The following is a 22,806-nucleotide window of genomic DNA, read 5'->3' on the forward strand; positions in this document are numbered from 1 at the left end:
CGCTGGTGGGAGTTCAGCGAGGAGGACTGGAAGCGGGAACTCGGCCTCATCGGCCCCGATCTGTACGACGCCTACCGCACCGGCGCCGGCCCCCCCGGCGGGGGCCGGGGGGGGGGGCCCCCCCCCCGCCCCCCCCGGGGGGGCGGCCCCCCCCCCCCCCCCCCCAAACCCCCCCCCCCCCCCCCCCCCCCCCCCCCCCCCCCCCCCCCCCCCCCCCCACGGCACTGCCGTCGCGCGCCCGGTCGGGGCACGCGACGGCAGCGGCGGTGCGAGAGGTCGCGCGGGGGTCGCGGGATCAGAAGGTCAGGTTCCAGGCGTCGATCCTGCCGGTGTCCTGGGTCGCGATGTCCCGGACCCGGAGCTTCCATGTCCCGTTGGCGGCTTCGGCGGAGGCGTTGACCGTGTAGGTCTTGGCCACGTTGTCGGTGCCGTCGTTGTTGGCGAAGTCCTCCAGCAGGTACACCGTGCCGTCCGGAGCGACCAGGGAGACGACCAGGTCACCGCGGTAGGTGTGCTTGATGTCGACACCCACCTGGAGCGTGGCCGGCGCGTTGCCGGTCAGGCCGGAGACGGTCAGCGGGCTCTCGGCGGTCGCGTTGTCCGCGATCGCGACGTCCGCGGTGGTCTCGAAGTACGACCCGGGGGGCGGGGTGGAGCCGGCGACGGCCTTCAGCGCGTCGGTCTGGCCCTCGCCGAAGAAGCCGTTCTTCGTGGTCGTACCGGTGCAGCGGCTGTCCGACGGGCAGGCGACGTCGTTGGCCTGCACCCCGAGCCTGGCGCGCAGGTCGGCCGGGGTGGCGGCCGGGTCGGCGCTCGCCATCAGCGCGGCGACGCCCGCGACGTGCGGCGAGGCCATCGACGTACCGTTCTTGTTGCCGTACTTGCCGCCGGGCAGCGTGGAGTAGACACCGGACGTGCCGTCACCGCCGGGCGCGGCGATGTCGATGACGCCGTTGCCGTAGTTGGAGTACGAGGCCTTGACGTTGCCCTTGCCCATCGCGGCCACCGTCACCACGCCGGGGAGCTCGGTCGGGATGTCGAGGCAGGCGTTGGTGATGGTGCGGGTGACCGGGGTGGAGTCGTTCGGGCTCTGCGTGTCGACCGTCTTGTTGGCCAGGTCCAGGTTGGAGTTGCCGGCCGCCGCGACCTGCAGGGAGCCGTGGCGCTCGGCGTACTCCTGAGCGCGCTTGACGCCCTCGATGATGGCGGCCTGGTCGGCGTTGTCCGGGCAGTTGAACTGCCACGGGTCGGTGTAGTAGCTGTTGTTGGTGACCTTGAAGCCGTGGTCACCGGCCCACATGAGGCCGCAGATGGTGTTCTCCGCGAAGAACAGCCCGCTGCCCGGTTCGGCGATGCGCACCGCGGAGATCCTGACCCCCGGGGCCACACCGACGACACCCTTGCCGTTCTTCGCGGCCGCGATCGTACCGGCGACGTGCGTGCCGTGCGTGTCGATGTCCCGCCAGGCGCCCGCGCGCGTGTCCGGCTTGCCGTACGCGCACGAAACGGAGTCGGCGGCGTTGAAGTTCGGCGCGATGTCCTGGTGCTGGTCGTCCACGCCCGTGTCCAGCACGCCCACCTTGACCGCCGCCGACCCGGTGGACACCGCCCAGGCCTGGTCCGCCTTGATTTGCGTCATGTCCCAGCGCGTCAGGCTCTCCGTCAGCGTGGTCGGCGACTGGGCCGGGTTCGCCGGGAGCGCGGGGTTGTACGCGTCGGCCGGCACGTCCGAGGTGCGCGTCGCGCCCACCTGCTGGACTCCCGCCACAGCGCGCAGGGCGGAGGCGAAGCCGGCCGACGCCGAATGCGCCACGACCACACCGATCGCGTCGTAGGACGCGTACACCGAACCGCCGTTGGCGGTCACTGCCGACCGTACGGCCGACAGGTCACCGGGCGCGGCGATGACGAGGTAGGCACGGGTCCCGGCGGCCCAGCTCGCCGCGGGCGCCTGAGGTGCCTGGGCTGCCTGCGGCGCCTGAGGCGCCGTGCCGGCGGCCACGGCCGGCGTTCCGAACGCGAGCGTGGCACCGAGCGTGGCACCGAGCGCGACGGCGGCGACCACAGGTGTCCGGAGCCGGCTGAATATGTGAGGTATCAATGCGTCCTCCGAGTCCCGGCTTGCCGGTCGGGCCGCCGGGCCGAATGTGTAGGGGGCGAACGCACGATGTCAGACACCCCAACAGCGCAGGAAGAGGGGAAACCCTTGCACTTCACCCGGCAGTGACCGAGGGCGCACGCAGCGGCACCTGCCACCGCAACCCGCGCCGCCGCACGCGGCACACCGGTCCCACGCGCCCCACCGATGCAGGGCCGCAACCGCCGGGTGAGCGGCTGTTGCGGTGGCGCTGTTCGGGGCACCTGTCACCTATGTCGTTGGCCCCATCAGCAGGAGGTTCGTCATGACCAGCCTCGGACACCCCGCCTCCGTCAGCGAGGCCCGCAAACAACGGCTGAGACGCCGTCTGGAGCGGCTGATCGGCGTGGCCGCCACCGAAGGCAACGAGCTCGTGCCGCTGCGCAACGGCGATGAGATCTTCCCGGCCATGCTGGCCGCCATCCGCGGCGCGGAGCACACCGTCGACATGATGACGTTCGTCTACTGGCGCGGCAGGATCGCCCGCGACTTGGCCGCCGCCCTCGCGGAACGCGCCCGGGCCGGTGTCCGCGTACGGCTGCTGCTCGACGGCTTCGGCGCGCGGCAGATCGAGACCGACCTGCTCGACACCATGGACACGGCGGGCGTCCAGATCGCCTGGTTCCGCAAGCCGTTCTGGCTCTCGCCGTTCAAACAGAACCACCGCTGCCACCGCAAAGCCCTCATCGTGGACGAGCACACCGCCTTCACCGGAGGTGTCGGCATAGCGGAGGAGTGGTGCGGCGACGCCCGCAACCCCGGCGAGTGGCGCGACACGCACGTACAGGTCCGCGGCCCGGCCGTGGACGGCATCGCCGCCGCGTTCGCGCAGAACTGGGCCGAGTGCCACGACGAGCTGTACGACGACCGGGACCGGTTCACCGAACACGCCCAGCACGGTACGTCGATCGTCCAGGTCGTCCGCGGATCGGCGAGCATCGGCTGGCAGGACATGCAGACCCTCATCCGGGTCATGCTCACCTCCGCGGAGGAGCGCTTCCGCCTGGCCACGGCCTACTTCGCCCCCGACACGTACTTCATCGACCTGCTCTGCGCGACCGCGCGCAGGGGCGTGCAGGTGCAGATCCTGCTGCCCGGGCCGTACACCGACCAGCGTGCCTGCCAGCTGGCGGGACAGAGCCACTACACCGAACTGCTGAGCGCGGGCGTGGAGATCCGGCAGTACCAGCCCACGATGATGCACGCCAAGATCATCACGGTGGACGGGGTGGCGTCCCTGATCGGCTCCACGAACTTCAACCGCCGCTCCATGGACCACGACGAGGAAGTCATGCTGGCGGCGCTCGACGAGACCTTCACCGCCACCCTCGACGAGCACTTCGACCAGGACCTGGCGGACAGCGCCGTCATCGACCTCCGCCGCTGGAGGCGCCGCGCCGCGCTGCAGCGCCTGAGGGAGGCGGCGGTCACCCCGATCCGCCGGTTCCTGTAGGCGGCGCACACGGCCGCGACCCGACCGGGACACGGCCGGCCTCCCGTTCTCGATGGGATGAATTGCGACGGGAAACCGATGTGCCGGCGGTACGGGGACACACCCTGGTGCCGTGCGGAGGACGAGTGATGACGCAGGCCGGCAGCAGGGTGCGGACCGTGGGGGTGAAACGAACGAGAGCCACCCGGACCACGAGGCGCCGGGCCGCCCGGGCGGGAGCAGCAGGGCCCCGGGCGCGGACGGCCGGGACGGAACGCGTGACGGCCGGGACGGGCCGCGTGACGGCTGGGGCGGGGCGCGCGACCGGAAGGCGCGGCCGCAGGGCCCGCACGGGGCGGGCGCGGGGACAGGGAGGCGACCGGCCCTGGGACAGCGCGCGTGGTACTGGTTCGACAACACGCTCGCCGGTGGCACCCCCGTCCTCGTCGGATGGCTCGTGGCCGCCTGCCTGGCCCTGGTCGTCCCCGCCAGCGCGGTGCTGGTCTGGACGGACCGCCGGGCCCCCGACTCGCTGTCGGGCAAGCTCGTCGAGGTCTGGAAGAACACGGGGGAGACGCTGCGGCTCGGCGGCGAGGCGGGACCGCCCCTGCGGATCGCGCTGTCGGTGCTGCTCGCCCTCGTCGCCCTGCTGTACGTCTCCACTCTCGTCAGCCTCATCACGACCGGACTCAGCGAGAGGCTCCTCGCCCTGCGCAGGGGCCGTTCCGCGGTCCTGGAGCGCGGGCACGCGGTCGTGCTCGGCTGGTCGGAGCAGGTGTTCACCGTCGTGTCCGAGCTGGTCGAGGCCAACGCCAACCAGCGCCGCGCCGCCGTGGTGGTCCTCGCCGACGAGAACAAGACGGAGATGGAGGAGGCGCTCGACGCCAAGGTGGGCGCCACGGGCCGCACCCGGCTGATCTGCCGCAGCGGACGCCTCACCGACCCCAACGACCTCCTGCGGGTCAGTCCCGCCACCGCCCACGCCGTCGTGGTGCTGCCGGGCGACAAGCCGTCGGAGGACGGTGAGATCGTCAAGACCCTGCTCGCCCTGCGGGCAGCGGTCGGCGACGACAGCCCGGTGCGCATCGTCGCGGCGGTGCGCGACGACCGGTACCGCCTGGCCGCCACTCTCGCCGCCGGGCCGCACGCCTCCGTCCTCGAAGTCGACGACATCACCGCCCGGCTCGTCGTCCAGGCCGCCCGTCAGCCGGGCCTGTCCGCCGTGCACCAGGAGCTGCTCGACTTCGAAGGCGCAGAGTTCTACACGGTCACCGAACCCGCGCTCACCGGGCGCACCTTCGGCGAAGCCCTCCTCGCGTACACCACGTCCTGCGTCGTCGGGCTCGTCCGCGACGGCGGAACCGTCACGCTGAGCCCGCCGCCCGACACGGTGATCCGGCCCGAGGACGCGCTGGTGGTCATCGCCCAGGACGACGACACCACCGTCCTGCCGCCCGCGCCCCCGCCCGTCGACCCCACGGTGATCATGCCGCGCCCGGAGCTGACCGCCCGCCCCGAGCGGGTGCTCCTGCTCGGCTGGAACCGCCGCGCCCCGCGGATCGTCACGCAGCTGGCCCGCTGCACGCTGCCCGGCTCGGTCCTGGAGGTCGTGGCGGAGGGCGGGAAGACGACCGCCACCGCCGTACGGGTCTCCGGAGCCGCGGCCGGTGACACCCTGTCGGTCGTCTTCCGGCGCGGCGATCCGACCCGGCCCGACACGCTCCACGCCCTCGATGTCGCGTCCTACGACAGCGTCATCGTCCTCGGCCCCGAGCACGGCTACCACGGCGAACCGGACGACCGGACGCTCGTCACCCTGCTGCTCCTGCGCGCCATGGAGCGCGCGTCCGGACGGGAGATCCCCGTGGTCACCGAGATGACCGACGACCGGAACAGGGTCCTCGCCCCGGTCAGCCCCGGCGCCGACTTCATCGTGAGCGGCAAGCTGATCGGCCTGCTGATGTCCCAGATCTCGCAGAACCACCACCTCGCCGCGCTGTTCGAGGAACTGTTCTCCCCCGAGGGCAACGGAATCCACCTCCGGCCCGCCGCCCACTACGTGCGGCCGGGGTGCGAGGCCACCTTCGCCACGGTCGTCGAGTCGGCGAGGCGCCGCGGCGAGTGCGCCATCGGCTTCCGCAGCCCCCCGGGCCCGGGCGCCACCGCGGCGGGCGACCCGGGCGTGCGCATCAACCCCTGCAAGGCGACGCCGCGACGGTGGTCCGGCCACGACGAGATCATCGTGATCGCCAGGGACTGACGACGAAGCGGACCGCGCGGTGGCCCCCCGTCCCCGGATCTCGCCGATGGCCCCGACTTCGGGGCTCCTCACGTCTCCCTGAGTTGACGCCGTCCCCTGTTCGGGGGGCCTTGCCCGGTATCCCCGTGAGGCCGCGCGCCACTCCACTAGGAAGAGCGCATGACTCAAGATCACGACGACCTGACCTCCGGTACGCCGCTGTCCCGGCGCCGGTTCGCGACGACCGCCGGGGGCGTCGCCGCCGCCACGGCCCTCGCCGGTACCGCCGCCGGCACCGCATCGGCGACCCCCACCGCCGTGAACGCCCCCGCGCCCGCCGCCCCGGCCGCGCCGGGTTCCAGGGCGCGGGTGGCGGACTTCGAGCGGTGCCTGGCCGTGGCCCGGGCCCTGCTCGTCGTGGACGAGCACGACCGGCCCCTGGTGCCGGGCTACGCACGCGTCCTCGAGAAAGGCCTGCCGCGGCGCACCACCCCCGCGAAGAAGGTCCTCGTCATCGGCGCGGGACCGGCCGGCATGGTGGCCGCGTGGCTGCTCCGGCGCGCCGGACACCGCGTGACCGTCCTGGAGGCCAACGGCAACCGCGCCGGCGGGCGGATCAAGACCTTCCGCACCGGTGGACACGAGAAGGCACCGCAACCCTTCGCGGACCCCGCCCAGTACGCCGAGGCGGGAGCCATGCGCATCCCCGGCAGCCACCCCCTGGTGATGGGCCTGATCGACCGGCTCGACCTGCCCAAGCGCCGCTTCCACTACGTGGACGTCGACCCCGACGGCCGCCCCGTCGGCCGTACGTGGATCCACGTCAACGGCATCCGCATGCGCCGCGCCGACTACGCCCGCGCCCCCCGCCGGATCAACCGGTCCTTCGGCGTCCCGCGCGCCCACTGGGACACCCCCGCGGCCACCATCCTCCGCAAGGCCCTGGACCCCGTGCGCGACGAGTTCAGCCACGTGGGCCCCGACGGCAAGCGGGTGGACAAGCCCCTGCCGGAGCGCGTGCAGGGCTGGGCCCGGGTCGTGCAGCGCTTCGGGGACTGGTCGATGTTCCGGTTCCTCACCGAGCACGCCGGACTCGACGAGCGCACCGTCGACCTCGTCGGCACCCTGGAGAACCTCACCTCCAGACTGCCGCTGTCCTTCATCCACAGCTTCACCGGCTCCTCGCTCATCAGCCCCGACACGGCCTTCTGGGAGCTGGAGGGCGGAACGGCCGTCCTGCCCGACGCGCTGCTGGGCCACGTCCGCGACCTGGTGCGCTTCGACCGCCGGGTCACCCGCATCGAGTACTTCGACCCGGAGCGGCCCGGCGGAGACGTGCGGCACGTCCGGGCCGGCGGCCCGCACGTCTGGGTCGACACCGTCTCCGAAGGCCGCGACGGCCCGGTCGTGCGCGAGCAGTTCACCGCCGACGCCGCCGTGGTCACGGTCCCCTTCTCGGGCCTCCGGCACGTGCAGGTGGCGCCGCTGATGTCCTACGCCAAGCGCCGGGCCGTCACCGAGCTCCACTACGACTGCGCCACCAAGGTCCTCCTCGAATTCAGCCGCCGCTGGTGGGAGTTCAGCGAGGAGGACTGGAAGCGGGAACTCGGCCTCATCGGCCCCGATCTGTACGACGCCTACCGCACCGGCGCCGCCGCCGCGGACGGGAGCCTGCTGGGCGCGCACCCCTCCGTGCCCCGCGGGTGGATCAGCCCCGCCCAGCGCGTCCACTACGCCGCCAACCGGCACGCCACCCGCGACCAGCCCGAGGCGGCGCAGGTCCGCGGCGGCGGCTCCGTGACGGACAACGCCAACCGCTTCATGTTCAACCCGTCCCACCCCGTGCCCGGCAGCCGCGGCGGCGTGGTCCTCGCCTCGTACAGCTGGGCCGACGACGCGCTGCGCTGGGACTCGCTGCCCGACGAAGCCCGTTACCCGCACGCCCTGAGCGGTATGCAGCAGGTCTACGGACAGCGCATCGAGGTCTTCTACACCGGTGCCGGCCGCACCCAGAGCTGGCTGCGCGACCCGTACGCGTACGGCGAGGCATCCGTGCTCCTGCCGGGACAGCACACCGAGCTCCTGCCCGCCATCCCCGCCCCGGAAGGGCCCCTGCACTTCGCCGGCGACCACACGTCCGTGAAGCCGGCCTGGATCGAAGGCGCCCTGGAGTCGGCCGTACGCGCCGCCCTGGAGGTGCACGCCTCGTGACCCGGTAGCGTCCGCCGGCGAACCGGGGAACAGCGGACGCCCCGCCGGCGGGATACGGCGGGGCGTCCACGACCGGGGCGGGTGTGAGGAAGGCCCGCCCGTGCTGTCCGGTGGGGATCCGGTACGCCCACGATGGCAGCGAGGCCTCCGCCGTTTCCATGGGTAGAAGTACGTATGGACCATGGAGGGGGACCGTGTCAGACCTGCCGACGAGCGCCTACAAGCGGATGCTGGACCTCGCCGTGGGCGTCCTGGAAGCCGGACGTCCCGACGACGTCTGGCCGTTGATCTCCTCGGAGCTGCTGCGGAGCCTCGACGGCACGCTCCTGCTCAAGAAGGACGCCGAGTGGACGCCGTCCGACGGCGCCGTCACCGCCTGGCGCAGGGACTCCGCCGAGCCGGCCGCGCTCGGCCCGGAAGCGGCCCGGCACATCAGGGAGGGCTATCCGTTCGCCGGGCACTACGGCGCGACGCCGGACCGGACCCCGCGGACCGCCGCCGAGATCGTGGGGGAGCGGACCTGGCGGGGCAGCGGAACGGCCGGTGCGCTGCGCGAGACGCTCGGCACGCACCAGATGCTCGGCATCCCGCTCCCCGCCCCCGGCAGCACGGTCCAGGGATTCATCGTCCACCGCGCGGGAGCCGACTTCCTGCCCCAGGAACGCCTGTACGCGGCACAGGTGCAGCCCCTGCTGTCCGGAGCCGCCGCCCATGCCCGGCTGCTGGGCCACTGCCACCGCACCGAGCAGGCGGACCCCGCCCGGTACGGGCTGACACCCCGTGAGACGGCCGTCCTCCGCGTTCTCGCGGGCGGACTGCCCGCCACCGGGATCGCCCGCAGGCTGCGCATCTCGGAGCGGACGGTCCACAAACACCTGCAGAACCTCTACCGCAAGCTGGACACCGTCGACCGCCTGAGCACGGTCCTGCGCGCCCAGGAACTGGGTCTGCTGGCGGAGTCCGCACCGCCGGCCCGGCGGACGGCGCTTCCCGGGGAGTGTTCATGACCAGCGCGGGCACGAGGGCGTTGTGGAGACCCTCGACACGACCGACCGCCGCCCACCGGCCACCCGCCGCGCCCGCCCGCGGTGGTGGATCACGGTCCCCGCCGTACTCCTCTGCCTGCTGCTCCTGCTCGACGTCGCGGTGCGCCTGGGCCCGCTGCGCGGCCTCGGCGACCTCTTCGGCGAGGAGACCCATGACCGCTCGGGACCCGCGCTCCTCACCTCGATCCAGAACATGAGCCGTTACGAGGGCGCGGTGGGCACCTACCAGATCGTCGTCGACCTGGAGAAGGACGCGAAGTTCCTGCCCGACGCCCTGCGGGGCACCCGGACGCTGTACGTCGGAGCCGGCTCGGTGAGCGCGTACGTCGACCTCGGCCGGACCGGTCCGAAGAACGTCACGGTGAACGAGGACCGCAGCGCCGTCACGCTGCGCCTGCCGCGCGCACGGCTCGGCGCGCCGGCTCTCGACCCCGAGCGTTCGTACGCGGTGTCGAAGCAGCGCGGGCTGCTGGACCGCCTCGGAGACCTGTTCTCCGACAACCCCGCGGACGAACGCGCGGTGCACCGGCTGGCCGCCCGCCGCATCGGCGAGGCGGCCCGGGAGAGCGGCCTGACCGCACGGGCGGAGAAGAACACGACCGCGATGATGGAGGGCTTGTTGCGTTCCCTGGGCTTCCGGACGGTGAGCGTGGTCTACGTCTGACGACGGGCCACGCCGACGCCGCAGGAAGCCCGTGCACCGCCCCCGCATCGCACCGCCGCCCCCCCGGGCGTGAACCACCGCTGAAGCAGCGACAGTTCGCTCATTTTCCGGCAGCGTCCCCGTTCGGCCGGAAAACACCTCCGCCCGTCACGCATTCGGCTGACATCCGCGCTCCGGCTTCCTAGAGTACGGAGTCTCGGATGGGCGGGGGGAGCCATGAGGAGAGCGGGCGACAGGGGGAGAACCGTCCTCCTGTGCGGGATCCTGGTGGCGGCGGGCAGCCCGTGGGCGCGTGAGCTGCTGCTGGTCTGGTGGCCCCGCGAGGGCGTGCTGATGCTGCTGCACCGGGCGCTGTTCGTCCCGCAGTGGTCCACGCCGACACCCGACGACCTTCCGCACTTGGTGACCTGGCGGGGCTACGTGGCGCTCGCCGGCCTGCTTCTCGGGGTCATCACCCTGGTGCCCCGGCTCGTGATCCGGGCGCCGGCGCCGGGTGTCCGGTGGGCCGCCGCCCTCGGTACCGGGTTGCTGATCTCCCTCTCCAGCACGGTGCTCTCGTGGGCCGTGATCGCGACATCCGGTCCGGACACCATCTTCGCCTTCGGCGGCGACCCCTCCACCGTCCTCGTCAACTTCACCGTCGACGGCCTCCTCCTCGGCGTGCCCCTGGGCCTGCTCATCGCCGTCGTGTACGCCAGGGCGGGCACACCGGCGCCACGGGCCCGGCGCCGGACGTCGTCCCGTACCCGTGAACGGAGCATCCCCATGGGCACCTCGACACCGGACGCACCCGAGGCCGTCGCCACCGGGACCGTGCCGGGTGACGTCACCCGCTACCTGTGCGCCGCCGCCTACACCGATCCCGCGTTCGTCCGCCGCGTGGTCGAGGACGTGCTGGGGGACGGGCTCGGTGCGATCGCCGTGTCACCCGGGGTCGATCTGGTCCCCGTGGCCCGGCACAGCCTCACGGCGCGCCGGCTCCGCCGCCGACGGGACCGCAGACTGACCGCGGCCTGGGGACTCGTCGCGCTGTTCGGACCGCTGTGGCTCCTCTTCGCCCCGCTCGCCCTGCGCGCCCTGGGCGGCGCGGCCGCGGCGCGGGCGAAGCGCCGCCCGGTACGCGGACGGGAACTGCCGCGGACGTCCGAAGCCGCGTGGCGGCTGGCCGGAGCGGCGGCGGCGCTGCTCGCGGCCGGTGCGGGGGCGGGGCTGACGCTGTCGGCCCTTCCCCTCCCGGGCGTGCTGCGCTGGCTGACCGGAGGCTACCTCTTCGGCATCCCACCGCTCCTCGCCACCCTCGTCGGCGCGGCGATGGCCCTGCGCATCGTGCTGGACGAGGAGACGGACGTCGACGCACGCATGCGCGGAGCGCTCCGCAGGGACGCGTTCGACCCGGACGCACTGCCCCGGCCGGGGGCGGTGGAGCCATGGGCGGCCTCCAGGATCGCGGCCGTGGCCGACGCCCAGCGGGGCAACGTCACCTGCTACAGCGGCTTCTCGCCGTTCATCGGGTACGGCAGGCGGGAATCGCAATGGGCCCTCGCCCTGCCGTTGCTGCCGTCCGGCCCGCCGGGTGGCGCCGGAGCCGAACTCCCGCGGGGCGTCGCCGACTTCGACGCATGGGACGTCGTGGAGCGCCTGCGCCGCCGTCTGCGTGAGGCTGCGGACGGTCTGCCGCCGTCCGGCCGGCCGCCGGTACCGGGGCAGGGGAGCGGGCAGGTCCGCAACGCTCAGCCCTCAGGAGAATGCTCACGCCTCACGGGACTGGTGGTGGAGGACCGGATCTTCGTCAGCGGCCGGGAACTCGCCCAGGAGCCCTCCCTCCTTCCCGACCCGCGGCTCGCTCCCACCACGCGGCTGTCCGCCGGCGATGTGCGCGGCATCGCCCTCCGGCCGGACGGCGTCGCCCGGCACTGCCTCGCGTCCCACGTGCCCCTGTGGGGCGGCGAGGTGGTCCCCAGCCACTTCCTGCACGTGGCGGTCGTGGGCAGGACGCTGCACCTGCGCTGCGAGAAGTTCGTCCTCGGGCCCGTGCGGCGCGACCTGCACGCGGTCGACCTGCTGCCGCCGGCCGACCCCCGCACCGGACGCAGCCCCGCCCTCGTCCTCACGGCACTGCGGCGCGCCGGTGGCGCACTGTGGGCCGCCCCCTGGTCGTGCCTGTCCGACGCCGCCGCCGAGTACCGCGGGCCCCGCCGTCTGCGCCGGGAACTGCGGGCGGCCCACGAGGACCCCGCCTTCGACCGCGGAGCCCGGGTGAGCATCCGCGAGGTCGCCCAGGGCCCCGAGTACTTCCACCACTTCCAGTCCGGGGACGCCCAGCGGGCGCTGCACGCCCTCGACCGGCACGTGCTGGCGGCCGTGCGGGACTTCCTCGACGAGCACGGCGTGGACACGGCCGACTTCCGTACCCAGACGCAGACCATCCTGAACCACGGCGTCCTGCAGACGGGCGGGGTCAGCATGGTGGGCAACCAGGCCGTGGGCCCCGGGGCCCGGGCCTCCGCCGCATCGGCCACCGCCGGGGCCCCGGCGCGGGCCGCCGGCACCGGCGCGGGTCAGTGACAGTCAGCGGCGCGGGCCAGGTGGCGCGCGGCACCGTCCGGCAGCAGGAGGAGAACGTGTCCGGTCAACCCCATCAGTCTCCCGACGAGCCCTCCCAGGTGCTCAACTTCGGTGTGCAGCAGTACGGCGGCCACAGCCACGTCGCCAACCAGGCGGTCGGCCCGAACGCCAGGGCGGTGGCCGGCCGGATCTCCCTGCAGGCTCCGACCGCCGACCAGCGCGCGCAGGTGGACGCCCTGATCCTCCTCGTCGAGCGCCTGCTGGAGGAGCACCGGGCCGCGCTGCCGGACCAGGAGGCGCCCCGTGCCGAGCTGCGCAGGCTGCGGGAGGAGCTCGACGAGGGCTCACCCGAGCCGGGGGTGGTACGACGCGCGCTGGAACGGCTGACGCTGTTCGCCCAGCCCGCGGCACCGCTGGCGGCGGCCGTGGCCGAACTGGCCCGTATGGTGCAGTCGTTCTGAGCGACGGCGGTACGGGCCCGGCGCCCGCGTGCTTGCGGGACCCCACGCCGTGCGGCGCTCCGGCGCGCCCGCGCCGCCGGCCCCGCCCGCTCCCCGCGGCGTGTCAGGCCGTGGGGAGCCGTGCGGGGAGGACCACCTCCCAGGTGTCCACCGCGTAATCGGTGCGCATGCCGTGCGCTTCGTAGATGCGCAGCGCTCCCGATTCGTTCTGCGTGTCCACACCGAGCCCGATGGTGTCGCGGCCGCGGGCGGCGTACGCGGCGAAGGCGTGCCGCAGCAGGTGGCCGGCGATCCCGCGGCCCCGGAACGGCGCGCGCACGCCGATGTTGTTGATCCAGCCCATGCTCTGCCGGTCGTTGCGGGAGAACAGCACGGCGACGTCGTCCGTGCCGAGGGAGGCGACCCAGACCAGCGACCAGTTGACGTGGGCGCCCGCGATGTCGTCGAGCCACTGCTCGTACGTACGCGGCTGGTGGTCGAAGTGCTCGCTGAACGTCTCCTGCACCAGGGCGTGGGCGCGCCGCCGGTCCGCCTCGTCGGTGCAGTCGCGCAGCACCAGTCCCGGGGGCGGCTCGGGCGCGGCCAGGTCGGCGCCGGACAGCGGGCGCGACAGGACGTGGTAGCGCCGCACCCGCAGCCAGCCCCGACGGCCCAGCATGTCCACGTCGGTGGTGGGCCGGGCATTGAGGTGCAGGTGCAGTACGGCGCGTGACGCGCCGTTGGCACCGGCCCGTGCCGCCGCCCGCTCCTCGGCCATGGCCAGGAGCCCCTCCCCGGCGGCGTCGTGGCCCGGGAGCACGTAGTGGTCGGCATCGATGCGTTCGGCTCGGGAATCGTCCCACACCAGCGCGTAGGCGACGAGGCGGTCGCCCGCGAAGGCGAGCCAGGAGTCCTCCCGCAGGTCGATCTCCGGGTGGGCGAGCTCGGACTCGACGGTGTGCAGGTCCGTGTCGGGCCGGCCCGTCTCGATGGTGTCGATCTCGTTGAGCAGGGCGCATATCAGGGGCGCGTCGCCGACGGTGGCGGGACGGACGGTGAAGTGGGGCTCGGATTGCATCAGGTCACTGTCGGTCCCCGGGTGCGGGGCCCGCAAACCATTTCCGCGGGCCGGCGGCGCGACGGTGCGGGCGGGCACCGCCGCCGGCCGTCGTCACCGCTCGGGCACGCACTCCGGCACCTGCGTGAGGAGCAGCCGTCCGTCGGCCCGTATGTTGCACTCGCTTATGGTGCGCGAGCAGACGAAATCGTCGCCCTCCGGCGTCAGGAGCCGGAGCGTGAGGGTGACTTCGCCGAGGCCCTGCCGGAAGCCGTCGTCCTCCACGAACTGGCGGTAGAGGGTGTTGGGCCAGCGTTGCGGGTCGGGGTCGCGCCAGATCCGCACCTCGTCGTGGAGGAAGCGGCACGGCTGTCCGCCGTGGGGTTCCTGGAGCAGGGAATGGCTCAGGGGCAGGGTGCCGAGCAGCGGGACGAGCCGGACGCGCAGGTTCGCGTTCTCGACGAGGCGGTGCTGCTGCCAGACGCGCCCGCTCGGCGCCGTCATGCGCAGTGCGGCGAGCAGATACGGTTCCCGGCTGGGCGCGTGGCGGGGCAAGTCCGGCCGCCACACCGGCCAGGCCGGCGCCGCGGGTCCGTGCCCCGGCCCTCCGCTGCCTGCCGGTACCCCCCGCAACTCGGGTCTTGCGTCCTCGTTCACGTTCGCCCCCGGTGTGATCACCCGGGGGACAGGTTACTGGGCGCACGGGGGCGGCAGCACACTTCAGGCCGTCGTGCGCCGGGTCGCGCACCCCGGCGCGAACCCTTGTCAAGGAATCCTTGACAAGGGTCACGGTGTCAAGGAAACCTTGACGTCATGAACACATCGACCCGCACCGCGGTCGCGGTTCCGCCCGCGACCCCCGGTCTCCTCGCCGCCGCCACCGCGCTGATCGCCATGGGCATCTCGTTCGCCGACGACCTCGCGACTCCTTCGTTCCTCGCCCTGCTCGGCGCCGATCTGCTGATCGTCCTGGCCATGGGAGCGCTCATCGGTGCGTCGGCCGCGAAGAACCGGACCGCCGAGGCGGAAGCGGAGCGTCTGCGGCGCGACCTGGAGACGCTCGACGCCCTGGAGCCGCTGGGCGCCGCCGAGGCGGGCGGGCGGCGATGACGGACGAGCCCGAACTGCTCGGCGAGGAGGAGATCCTCCGCATCCGGGAAGCCGTCGCGGCCGCTGTGCTGGACGCGCCCGAGGGGCTGGCCGACTCGCTGGAGCGCGACCCGCGCAGCTACCTCCGGCTGGTGGCCGCCACCCGTGTCGGCGCCGAGGAGATGAGCCGACTGCTGCGCGAAGCGGTCCAGGGCGCCAGGGCCGCTGGCCATAGCTGGGACACCGTGGGCGGCGTCCTCGGCGTGAGCCGGCAGGCCGCGCAGCAGCGGTTCGCCGGCAAGGGCCCCGGGCCGGACGTCTCCGGCGGAGCGGCGGAGCGACGGGTGCTGACGCCGCTGACGGCCTTCAACGAGATGCAGGCGCTGGCCGAAGCGGGGCGCGACGGCTGGCAGGTGGTGGACTACGGACCGCTCTTCCACGTCGTGGAGAAGTCGGACCGCCCCTGGGAGCATCGAAGGGTGCCCTTCGCCGTCGGCTCGCGGCACCGCCGGATGGAGAAGGAGGGCTGGATCCAGGTCGGCTCCGGATCCTTCCCCTGGCGCTATTACAAGCGCCCCCTCGGCAGGACACCCCCTGGTCGCGAAGGGCTCAGCGGCGGGTGAGCCGGGTCAGGGTGACGCCGCTGGGGAAGGCGGTGCGCTCGGCGACCTCGAAAACGGTGGGGTCGAAGACGCCGTCGAAGGCAGGGATCCCCGCGCCGGCCACGACCGGGTAGCTCTTGACCACCAGTTCGTCGATCTCGGGCAGCAGGGCGCCCGCGAGCTTGCCACCGCCGCAGAGCCACACGTCGAGTCCGGTGCCCTCCTCCCGCTTGAGGTCGCGGACGAGGGCGACCGGGTCGCCCGGGGTCACGGTGACGGCCGGGTCCACGCCGGGCCCGAGCGTGCTGGAGACCACGTACTGGCGCAGGTGCGCGTACGGGCTGGTGATCCCCCTGTCGAGGGGGCCTCGGTAGGTGCCGAGACCCATGACGACGGTGTCGAAGTGCCGGTTGGGTGCGTCGGCGAGGCCGGCGGCGGCGCGGTAGGCGGTCGGGACGGTCTCGGGGTAGAGGGTGTTGACCCAGGCGCTGTAGGCAGCGCTCTGCTGTGCGTCACCGGACGGGAAGAAGTCGAACTCGCCGCCCGGACCCGCGATGCGGCCGTCCAGCGAGACGGCGACGTAGTACACGAGCTTGCGCATATGTGATAACTCCATATGTAGTACTCTCCTTGTAGTGTCGGCAACGTAGTACTACATGTGGAGTGGTGTCAATGGTGAGACGGAACGACCAGCGGCGTGCCGCCCTCGTCGACGCGGCGATCGAGGTGCTGGCCAGGGAGGGGGCCCGGGGTCTGACCTTCCGGGCCGTCGACGGCGAGGCCGCCGTGCCCCCCGGGACCGCGTCCAACTACTTCGCCAGTCGCGACGACCTGCTCACTCAGGCCGGCGCCCGTGTCTACGAACGGCTCCAGCCCGACGAGGCCGTGATCGCCCGCCAGCAGGCGGCCGGCCGCGACCGCGAGGCGTACGCGGAGCTGATGCGGGAAGTCGTCGGCCGCGTCGCCGCGTTCCGCACCGGCTACCTCGCGCTGCTCGAACTCCGCCTCGAGGCCACCCGCCGCCCCGAACTGCGCAAGGTCCTCACCGAGCGGGTCCGGGCCGACGTCGACGCCAACGTCGCCTACCACGAGGCGTCCGGCCTCCCCGGCGACGCGATGGCCGTCAAGCTGCTCATGCTGGCCCTCAACTGGCTGATCGTGGAGCAGCTCACCCTGCCGGACGTCTTCACGGAGGCGGAGCGCGAGGAGCTGGTGGCGGCGGCGGTCGAGCGCATCGTGGCGGCGCAGTAGGTGACCGGCCGCCGGGGGGAGGTGGATGTCGGGTGGGGGGGCTCCGTGTACCTGCGGAGCCCCTGCCGTTCATCGTCCCCGAGCCGTGAGCGACACACCGAGGTGCACGCGGGCCGGTGCGGCCCAACCTGCCGCGCGGCAGGCGCAGTTGAAGCTCGGCGCTCCCCGCCGCCAAGATCCGGTTCTATGATGATGACGTTCTAGAAAAGGATTCCAATTTCCTGACGGGGCTGACGTGGTGGAGCTGCAGGGGTGCGGCGCCGAGCCGCTGGAGGCGGGGGACCCGCACCGCATCGGACCGATCCCGCTGGCGGGCCGGCTGGGAGCCGGCGGCATGGGGCGGGTGTACCTGGGGGTCCACGAGGGCCGGTACGTCGCCGTCAAGCGACTGCTCTCCTCCGTCGTCGGCGAGGACGAGGACTCCTGCGCCGTTTCGGGCACGAGCTGGACAACATCTCCCGGCTGCCCCCGCGGGCCACCGCGCCACTGGTCGCCGGCGACCGCACCGCGCTGCCCCCGTGGTTCGCCACCGCGTACGTCCCCGGGCTGACCCTGAGGGAGGCCGCCGAGGCGCACGGTGGGCCCTTGCCCGCGCAGGCGCTGTGGCTGCTCCTGCGAGAGGTGGCGGCGGGCCTGGCGCCCGTGCACGAGCTCGACATGGTGCACCGGGACCTCAAGCCGTCCAACATCATGCTGACCCTCGACGGGCTCACCCTCATCGACTTCGGCATCGCTCGCGCCGCCGAACAGAGCCAGCTGACCGGGACCGGCATGGTCGTGGGCACGCCCGCCTGCATGGCGCCCGAACAGGCCTCCGGCTCCCGGCGTTTGAGCGGTGCGACCGATGTGTTCGGGCTCGGCTCCGTCCTCGCCTGCGCGGCGTGCGGTCGGCCGGCCCGGTGAATCGTTCCGTCCGTTGTGGGGTGGGGCTCTCCGGCAGATGTGGAGCGGGCCCGGCTGGAACCGCACCTGCCGAGGAGTGCAGGCCGAGGCGGGCGATGGAAGAGCCACCGTGCGGTGATCAACGGCATTGTCTTCCGGCAGCGGACCGGCATCCCGATCCAGCCTGGCCTACCCCAGGACGGGGCGGTTGGCGGATGTGTACTCGTCCGCGATGCCGAACACGCCGGCGCAGCGTGGGCATACGGCCTTGCCGAAGAGGTGGGCGATTCCCTCGGCGAGTGCCTCCTGCCCGTCACGGACGGCAGTCTCGTGCATCCACCGGCCGGTGCCGGAAAGTTCCTCGAAGGACGCCGGCCGCAGGCCACGACGGTCCACGTCGCCCAGGTTCCAGTCACGGATCGCTGAATAGCGCCCGTGGTCCCCGATGGCGATCGTCACTTCCACGGCACAGCTGGGGCAGGCCAGGTGGTAGAAGTCATCCGTGAAGTCTCCCAGGACGGCCGCCCAATGGTACTCCTCCATGGCTGCGAGCGAATCGCGGAAGGCCGCGAGGTAGTCGACCGGCCGCGATTGCAGATGCCGGTCCAGCAGCTTGTGGAACTCCGCGATCGCGTCGGCACAGTTCGCCAGCAGATCATCGCAGCCGTGGTGACCTGCCGCGCGTCGCAGGATCGTTCCCGCCAGTCCACGCGCTGGTGCGCTCCTGGAGGCAAGACACATCAGGCGCGGCAGGGCGGCGAAGCCGGCGGGGAAGACGAGATCGTGTTCCAGGACCAGCCGGTGTCCCAGCTCCCGCCATGCTTCCGGGCTGTCCTCAAGCTCCACCTGTTCCAGAAGGGCGGGGACGCGATCGACATCCCCGTAGCAGTCGTGCATCTGCGTCCAGTTCATCACCTGGGCATTGAAGCGCCTCATGGCGGCCGGGGTGAGCGCCCCCGTTCCCGACTCGCTCCCGAGATGCGTTCCCCGCGGTGGCCCAGGGGCTCAGGTGCTCGATGCGGCGGGTGGTGACGACCGGCACCGCGCGCTGTGCCGGTGGCGTGGTGGTGTGCGGCTGTCCGGTGGCGCGGTGGCGCGGCGGCTCAGGCGGCGCGGTGGTCGGGTGGCCGAGCGACCGGGTGGCGCGGTGACGCGGGCCCAGTGGCCGAGTGCGCGGCGGCCTCGGTGACCCGGATATCCCAGGGGGACGTCCGCGCATGTGCGCCTGCCTGAACGATCGTCACATACATGTGCACGATCGCCCCTCGGTGTGATCGTCATTCCAGTTTCTGAATCCGCCGCTGCGCGGAGCCTTGTCACCCCGGGAGAAGGCCTCCTATTCTCGCGGACAGAAAGCGCTTTCCCGCGTCATCCGCCGTCGCCCGGCCGAGCCGACGGTGGCGAGCGGCACCGCGCTTGCGGCGCCGTCGGAAGCTGAAGACGAAGGGCAGCCAACATGAGAAGAACACTCGGGCTACGACTCTGCACGGCGCTGACCGCCGTGGCCCTCGCGGGCGCGGCCGGTGCGGTTCTGCCGGCGCCGGAGGCGTCGGCGGCAGCCGGTGGCGCCACCGGCTACGCCACCCAGAACGGCGGGACCACCGGCGGCGCGGGCGGGCAGACGGTGCGGGCCACCACGGGCACCGCGATCCACCAGGCCCTGTGCAGCCGGGCGAGCAGCAGCACCCCGATCACCATCGAGGTCGAAGGCACCATCAACCACGGCAACACCGCCAAGGTGTCGGGCACCAGTTGCAGCACCGCCGCCGGGGTGATCGAGCTCAAGCAGATCAGCAACGTCACCATCGTCGGGGTCGGCGGCGGAGCCGTCTTCGACCAGCTGGGCATCCACATCCGCGAGTCCCGCAACATCATCATCCAGAACGTGACCGTGCGGAACGTCAAGAAGTCGGGCTCTCCCACCTCCAACGGTGGTGACGCCATCGGCATGGAGAGCAACGTCCGCAACGTCTGGGTCGATCACGTCACCCTGGAGGCCTCGGGTGGTGAGTCCGAGGGCTACGACGGCCTCTTCGACATGAAGGACAACACCCAGTACGTCACCCTCTCCTACAGCACCCTGCGCAACTCCGGCCGTGGTGGCCTCATCGGCTCCAGCGAGAGCGACACCTCGAACGGCTACGTCACCTTCCACCACAACCTGTACGAGAACATCGACTCCCGTGCGCCGCTGCTGCGCGGGGGCATCGCCCACATCTACAACAACCACTACAGGAGCCTCAACGAGTCGGGCATCAACTCCCGGGCCGGGGCCCGCGCCAAGGTGGACAACAACTACTTCGAGGACTCCAAGGACGTCCTCGGAACCTTCTACACCGACGCGGCCGGCTACTGGCAGGTCAGTGGCAACGTCTTCGACAATGTGACGTGGTCCGCCCGCGAGGGCGACCACAACCCCGCGGGGCCCGATCCCCGGTCCAACACCACCGTCAGCATCCCGTACGCCTACGGTTCGGACGCCGCCGGCTGCGTACCGGACGTCGTGAGCCGTACGGCAGGTGCCAACAAGGGGCTGCGCGTGTCGGACGGCAACTGTTCGCCCCAGACGCCGGATCCGGGCCCGACACCCACCCCCACACCGACGACGCCCGCCCCGACGCCCACCCAGCCCGGCGGCACCAACCTCAGCATCGGGGCCGGGTCCGACGGTTCCGGCAAGGCCGACGGCACCAGCTACGGCAACGTGCGGGACGGCAACCCGAGCACCTACTGGTCGCCGGCCGGCCCCACCGGTTCCGTCTCGATCAAGTGGGGCTCTCCCACCGCGGTGTCCCGCGTCACCATCCGTGAGGCGGCGGGCTCCGAGGGCGGCATCCGCTCCTGGAGGCTCGTCGACGCCGACACCGGTACCGTCCTGACCTCCGGCAGCGGAGCGGGCGTCATCTCCTTCGCGCGGACCTCGTTGCGGAAGATCACCTTCGAGATCACCGGCTCCACCGGCACGCCGCGGGTCGCCGAGTTCGAGACCTACGCCGGCTAGCCGCACGCTCCCGCCCCCTCCCGTCCGGGCCCGCCACTGCCGGGCCCGGACACCGGCCGTTCCGCCGCGGTCCGGTGAGCGGCCGGTGCTCACCGCTCAGGACGCAGACGCCGAATCTCTGCCGTCCGCACCGGTACCGTGATCCGCGGTCAGCGATAGGCGGCGAGGAAGGCGCGCGTTCCGGCGGCGGCGTACTGGTCGAGCTCGGCCTGGGTGTGCTGAGGGCCGCCGTGGAACATCGCCTTGTTGACCGGGATCCACAGCAGCAGGCCGGAGAAGTGGTGCGCGGCCAGGAGCGGGTCGTCGACGCGCAGCAGTCCGTGGTCGGCGAGGTGCCCGAAGGTGGCCGCCAGTGTGGCGAGGACGCGTTCGAAGCCCTGCTCGTACCAGGCGGCGCCGAGCTCGGGGAAGCTGTCGGCGTTGGCGATGATCAGACGCCGCAGCTGGAGGACCTCGGGCCGGGTGAGCGCGGTCAGGAACTGACGGGCGAGGCGGGTGAGGTTCTCCTCCAGGGAGGCGGCGTCGGCCGGGACGTCCGCCACCAGGTCGACCATGGCGTCGATGCGGTCCGTGGTGGCCAGGACGATGTCGGCGAACAACCGCTCCTTGTCGGCGAAGTGCTTGTACACGGTCTGCTTGGACACCGCGGCCAGCTTCGCGATGTCGTCCATGCTGGTGCCGGAGTACCCCTTGTCCAGGAACACCTTCGTCGCGGCGTCCATGATCGCCTGATGCTTGCGCGCCGACCTTCCCTGCTCGACCGTGGTCATTCAGCCTCCAAGTTCCGTACTGGACAGTCCAGTTCAATGTGAGTACCGTACCGTCCAGTTCCACGAAGTACCACACCGTCCAGTTCTGCTGCCGTAGTTGACCACTTCGGCCGCCTCCGGCCGCGGTACCACCGCCGGCCTGCTCGCACCTCTCCACCCGCGTCCGCAAGGAGGAGCACACCCATGTCCGGCACCGTGAAGGGCCCCGCCAGCCATTTCCCCTCGATCGAGAAGAAGTACGGCCGCCCCGTCGCGGAGTGGCAGGCCCTCATCCGCTCATCGCCCCTCACGAAGCACATGGAGCTGGTCACCTGGCTCACATCCGAACACGCCCTGGGGCATGGCCACGCCAACGCGCTCGTGGCCCACACCCTTGCCGAAGACAGCGGCAACTGACCCGTTCCCGTCCCGGACCGACGACCTCGGAGCCAAGAACCATGAGCGACATCACCACCGAGACGCACGCGCTGGAAGCGCAGGGCGCCACCCTCCACTACGACATCCGGCGCCCGCCGGCGGACGGGGGCGCGGGCCACCCCGCGCTCTTCCTGATCGGCTCGCCGATGACTGCCGAGGGCTTCGCCACGCTGGCGTCGTACTTCACCGACCGGACCGTCGTGACCTACGACCCGCGGGCAGCCGGCCGCAGCCCCCGCACGGACGGCGCCACGGAAACCGCGCCCGAGGAGCACGCCGACGACCTGCGCCGGGTCATCGAGGCACTCGGAGCGGGGCCGGTCGACCTGTTCGCCAGCAGCGGGGGCGCCGTGAACGCGCTCGCCCTCGTGGCCGGCCACCCGCACCTGGTGCGGACCCTCGTCGCGCACGAGCCGCCCACGGCGCAGGTCCTTCCCGACCGCGAAGCGGCACTGGCGGTCTGCGCCGACATCCACGCGACCTATCAGCGTGACGGCATGGGCCCCGCGATGGCGAAGTTCCTGGCGGTGGTCGGCCGGACGGGTCCCTTCCCCGACGACTGGGCCGCCGAGCCCGTCCCCGACCCCGCCGCCTTCGGACTGCCCACGGAGGACGACGGCTCGCGCGACGACCCGCTGCTGGGCCAGAACATGCGCGGCTGCACGGCCTACCGGCCCGACTTCGCGGCGCTGCGCGCCGCCTCGACACGGATCGTCGTCGCGGTGGGCGAGGAGTCCGCGGACCAGTTCCCCGGCCGCTCCGCCGCGGGCATCGCCGCCGGACTGGGCTCCGAGGTGACCGTCTTCCCCAGCCACCACGGGGGCTTCCTCGGCGGCGAGTTCGGCCAGCAGGGCGCGCCGGAGCCGTTCGCGCACACCCTGCGGGCAGTCCTGGACGCGTCCCGCTGACGCCCCGCTGCACCGGGAGCGCGCCCGGCACCGGCGGGAGCGGCGACAGCTGAAACGATTCGGCTGGGGCGTCCGTACACCTTCGCCGGTGCCGG

Annotated in this window: 19 protein-coding genes and 2 pseudogenes; 15 read left to right on the forward strand and 6 right to left on the reverse strand. The window is 72.5% G+C overall.

The genetic code is table 11. From position 1 onward, the window contains the following. Window positions 1-295: 295 nt before the first annotated feature. Entirely contained in the window at window positions 296-2,101 is a 1,806-nt protein-coding gene (locus ACIA79_RS20995; RefSeq protein ID WP_399429852.1) for a S8 family peptidase, read from the reverse strand. Between the two features lie 301 nt (window positions 2,102-2,402). Here ACIA79_RS20995 and ACIA79_RS21000 point away from each other — a divergent pair, with 301 nt between their 5' ends. From ACIA79_RS21000 to ACIA79_RS21030, 7 genes are all read left to right on the forward strand, one after another. Next, entirely contained in the window at window positions 2,403-3,590 is a 1,188-nt protein-coding gene (locus ACIA79_RS21000; protein ID WP_399429853.1) for a phosphatidylserine/phosphatidylglycerophosphate/cardiolipin synthase family protein, read from the forward strand. Window positions 3,591-3,954: 364 nt separating this feature from the next. After that, the gene (locus ACIA79_RS21005) at window positions 3,955-5,829 is read left to right on the forward strand and encodes an NAD-binding lipoprotein (protein ID WP_399429994.1); all 1,875 of its coding nucleotides are present in this window, start codon (window positions 3,955-3,957) and stop codon (window positions 5,827-5,829) included. Between the two features lie 159 nt (window positions 5,830-5,988). Continuing rightward, window positions 5,989-8,019 carry a flavin monoamine oxidase family protein gene (locus tag ACIA79_RS21010; protein WP_399429854.1) on the forward strand — a complete coding sequence of 677 codons (2,031 nt, stop codon included), beginning with the start codon at window positions 5,989-5,991 and terminating at the stop codon, window positions 8,017-8,019. A gap of 194 nt (window positions 8,020-8,213) precedes the next feature. Further along, window positions 8,214-9,026, forward strand: a complete 813-nt coding sequence (locus ACIA79_RS21015) for a response regulator transcription factor (protein WP_399429855.1) — start codon at window positions 8,214-8,216, stop codon at window positions 9,024-9,026. 115 nt (window positions 9,027-9,141) lie between these two features. After that, window positions 9,142-9,729 carry a DUF4230 domain-containing protein gene (locus tag ACIA79_RS21020; protein ID WP_399429995.1) on the forward strand — a complete coding sequence of 196 codons (588 nt, stop codon included), beginning with the start codon at window positions 9,142-9,144 and terminating at the stop codon, window positions 9,727-9,729. A gap of 216 nt (window positions 9,730-9,945) precedes the next feature. Further along, the gene (locus ACIA79_RS21025; RefSeq protein WP_399429856.1) at window positions 9,946-12,294 is read left to right on the forward strand and encodes a hypothetical protein; all 2,349 of its coding nucleotides are present in this window, start codon (window positions 9,946-9,948) and stop codon (window positions 12,292-12,294) included. A 56-nt stretch (window positions 12,295-12,350) separates the two neighbouring features. Next, window positions 12,351-12,755: a hypothetical protein gene (locus ACIA79_RS21030; protein ID WP_399429857.1), complete on the forward strand. Its 405-nt coding sequence runs from the start codon at window positions 12,351-12,353 to the stop codon at window positions 12,753-12,755. Window positions 12,756-12,858: 103 nt separating this feature from the next. Here ACIA79_RS21030 and ACIA79_RS21035 read toward each other — a convergent pair whose 3' ends face one another. Further along, window positions 12,859-13,812 (reverse strand): GNAT family N-acetyltransferase, encoded by a 954-nt coding sequence (locus tag ACIA79_RS21035; RefSeq protein WP_399429858.1) that lies wholly within the window; start codon window positions 13,810-13,812, stop codon window positions 12,859-12,861. 93 nt (window positions 13,813-13,905) lie between these two features. Then, the gene (locus ACIA79_RS21040) at window positions 13,906-14,346 is read right to left on the reverse strand and encodes a hypothetical protein (RefSeq protein ID WP_399429859.1); all 441 of its coding nucleotides are present in this window, start codon (window positions 14,344-14,346) and stop codon (window positions 13,906-13,908) included. Window positions 14,347-14,604: 258 nt separating this feature from the next. On the opposite strand from ACIA79_RS21040, the gene ACIA79_RS21045 reads away from it, so the two are divergent. Both ACIA79_RS21045 and ACIA79_RS21050 read left to right on the forward strand, forming a co-directional pair. After that, entirely contained in the window at window positions 14,605-14,901 is a 297-nt protein-coding gene (locus ACIA79_RS21045; protein WP_399429860.1) for a hypothetical protein, read from the forward strand. Further along, window positions 14,898-15,503 (forward strand): hypothetical protein, encoded by a 606-nt coding sequence (locus ACIA79_RS21050; RefSeq protein ID WP_399429861.1) that lies wholly within the window; start codon window positions 14,898-14,900, stop codon window positions 15,501-15,503. Before ACIA79_RS21045 ends, ACIA79_RS21050 begins: the two co-directional genes overlap by 4 nt. Here ACIA79_RS21050 and ACIA79_RS21055 read toward each other — a convergent pair. Next, complete coding sequence (locus tag ACIA79_RS21055) at window positions 15,490-16,083, reverse strand: dihydrofolate reductase family protein (protein WP_399429862.1); 594 nt, start codon at window positions 16,081-16,083, stop codon at window positions 15,490-15,492. The two genes, ACIA79_RS21050 and ACIA79_RS21055, sit on opposite strands and share 14 nt — an antisense overlap. A 71-nt stretch (window positions 16,084-16,154) precedes the next feature. On the opposite strand from ACIA79_RS21055, the gene ACIA79_RS21060 reads away from it, so the two are divergent. The 3 genes and pseudogenes from ACIA79_RS21060 to ACIA79_RS21070 all read left to right on the forward strand — a co-directional run. Further along, window positions 16,155-16,733 carry a TetR/AcrR family transcriptional regulator gene (locus ACIA79_RS21060; RefSeq protein ID WP_399429863.1) on the forward strand — a complete coding sequence of 193 codons (579 nt, stop codon included), beginning with the start codon at window positions 16,155-16,157 and terminating at the stop codon, window positions 16,731-16,733. Window positions 16,734-16,968: 235 nt separating this feature from the next. Continuing rightward, window positions 16,969-17,627, forward strand: a pseudogene (locus ACIA79_RS21065) (serine/threonine-protein kinase); the annotation flags it as partial. Window positions 17,628-17,651: 24 nt separating this feature from the next. After that, window positions 17,652-17,792: pseudogene (locus ACIA79_RS21070) on the forward strand (IS5/IS1182 family transposase); the annotation flags it as partial. Between the two features lie 12 nt (window positions 17,793-17,804). On the opposite strand, the gene ACIA79_RS21075 reads toward ACIA79_RS21070, so the two are convergent. Next, window positions 17,805-18,551, reverse strand: a complete 747-nt coding sequence (locus ACIA79_RS21075) for a hypothetical protein (RefSeq protein ID WP_399429999.1) — start codon at window positions 18,549-18,551, stop codon at window positions 17,805-17,807. A 520-nt stretch (window positions 18,552-19,071) separates the two neighbouring features. On the opposite strand from ACIA79_RS21075, the gene ACIA79_RS21080 reads away from it, so the two are divergent. Beyond that, window positions 19,072-20,616, forward strand: coding sequence for a polysaccharide lyase family 1 protein (locus ACIA79_RS21080; protein ID WP_399429864.1), 1,545 nt, complete (start codon window positions 19,072-19,074; stop codon window positions 20,614-20,616). A gap of 149 nt (window positions 20,617-20,765) precedes the next feature. On the opposite strand, the gene ACIA79_RS21085 is transcribed toward ACIA79_RS21080, so the two are convergent. Then, window positions 20,766-21,386, reverse strand: a complete 621-nt coding sequence (locus ACIA79_RS21085) for a TetR/AcrR family transcriptional regulator (protein ID WP_399429865.1) — start codon at window positions 21,384-21,386, stop codon at window positions 20,766-20,768. A gap of 183 nt (window positions 21,387-21,569) precedes the next feature. Here ACIA79_RS21085 and ACIA79_RS21090 point away from each other — a divergent pair, with 183 nt between their 5' ends. Beyond that, window positions 21,570-21,782 carry a DUF4287 domain-containing protein gene (locus tag ACIA79_RS21090; RefSeq protein WP_399429866.1) on the forward strand — a complete coding sequence of 71 codons (213 nt, stop codon included), beginning with the start codon at window positions 21,570-21,572 and terminating at the stop codon, window positions 21,780-21,782. 41 nt (window positions 21,783-21,823) lie between these two features. Next, window positions 21,824-22,711: an alpha/beta fold hydrolase gene (locus tag ACIA79_RS21095; protein ID WP_399429867.1), complete on the forward strand. Its 888-nt coding sequence runs from the start codon at window positions 21,824-21,826 to the stop codon at window positions 22,709-22,711. The last annotated feature ends 95 nt before the right edge of the window (window positions 22,712-22,806 follow it).

The sequence above is a fragment of the Streptomyces sp. NPDC051310 genome, assembly GCF_044455245.1.
Classification (GTDB): domain Bacteria; phylum Actinomycetota; class Actinomycetes; order Streptomycetales; family Streptomycetaceae; genus Streptomyces.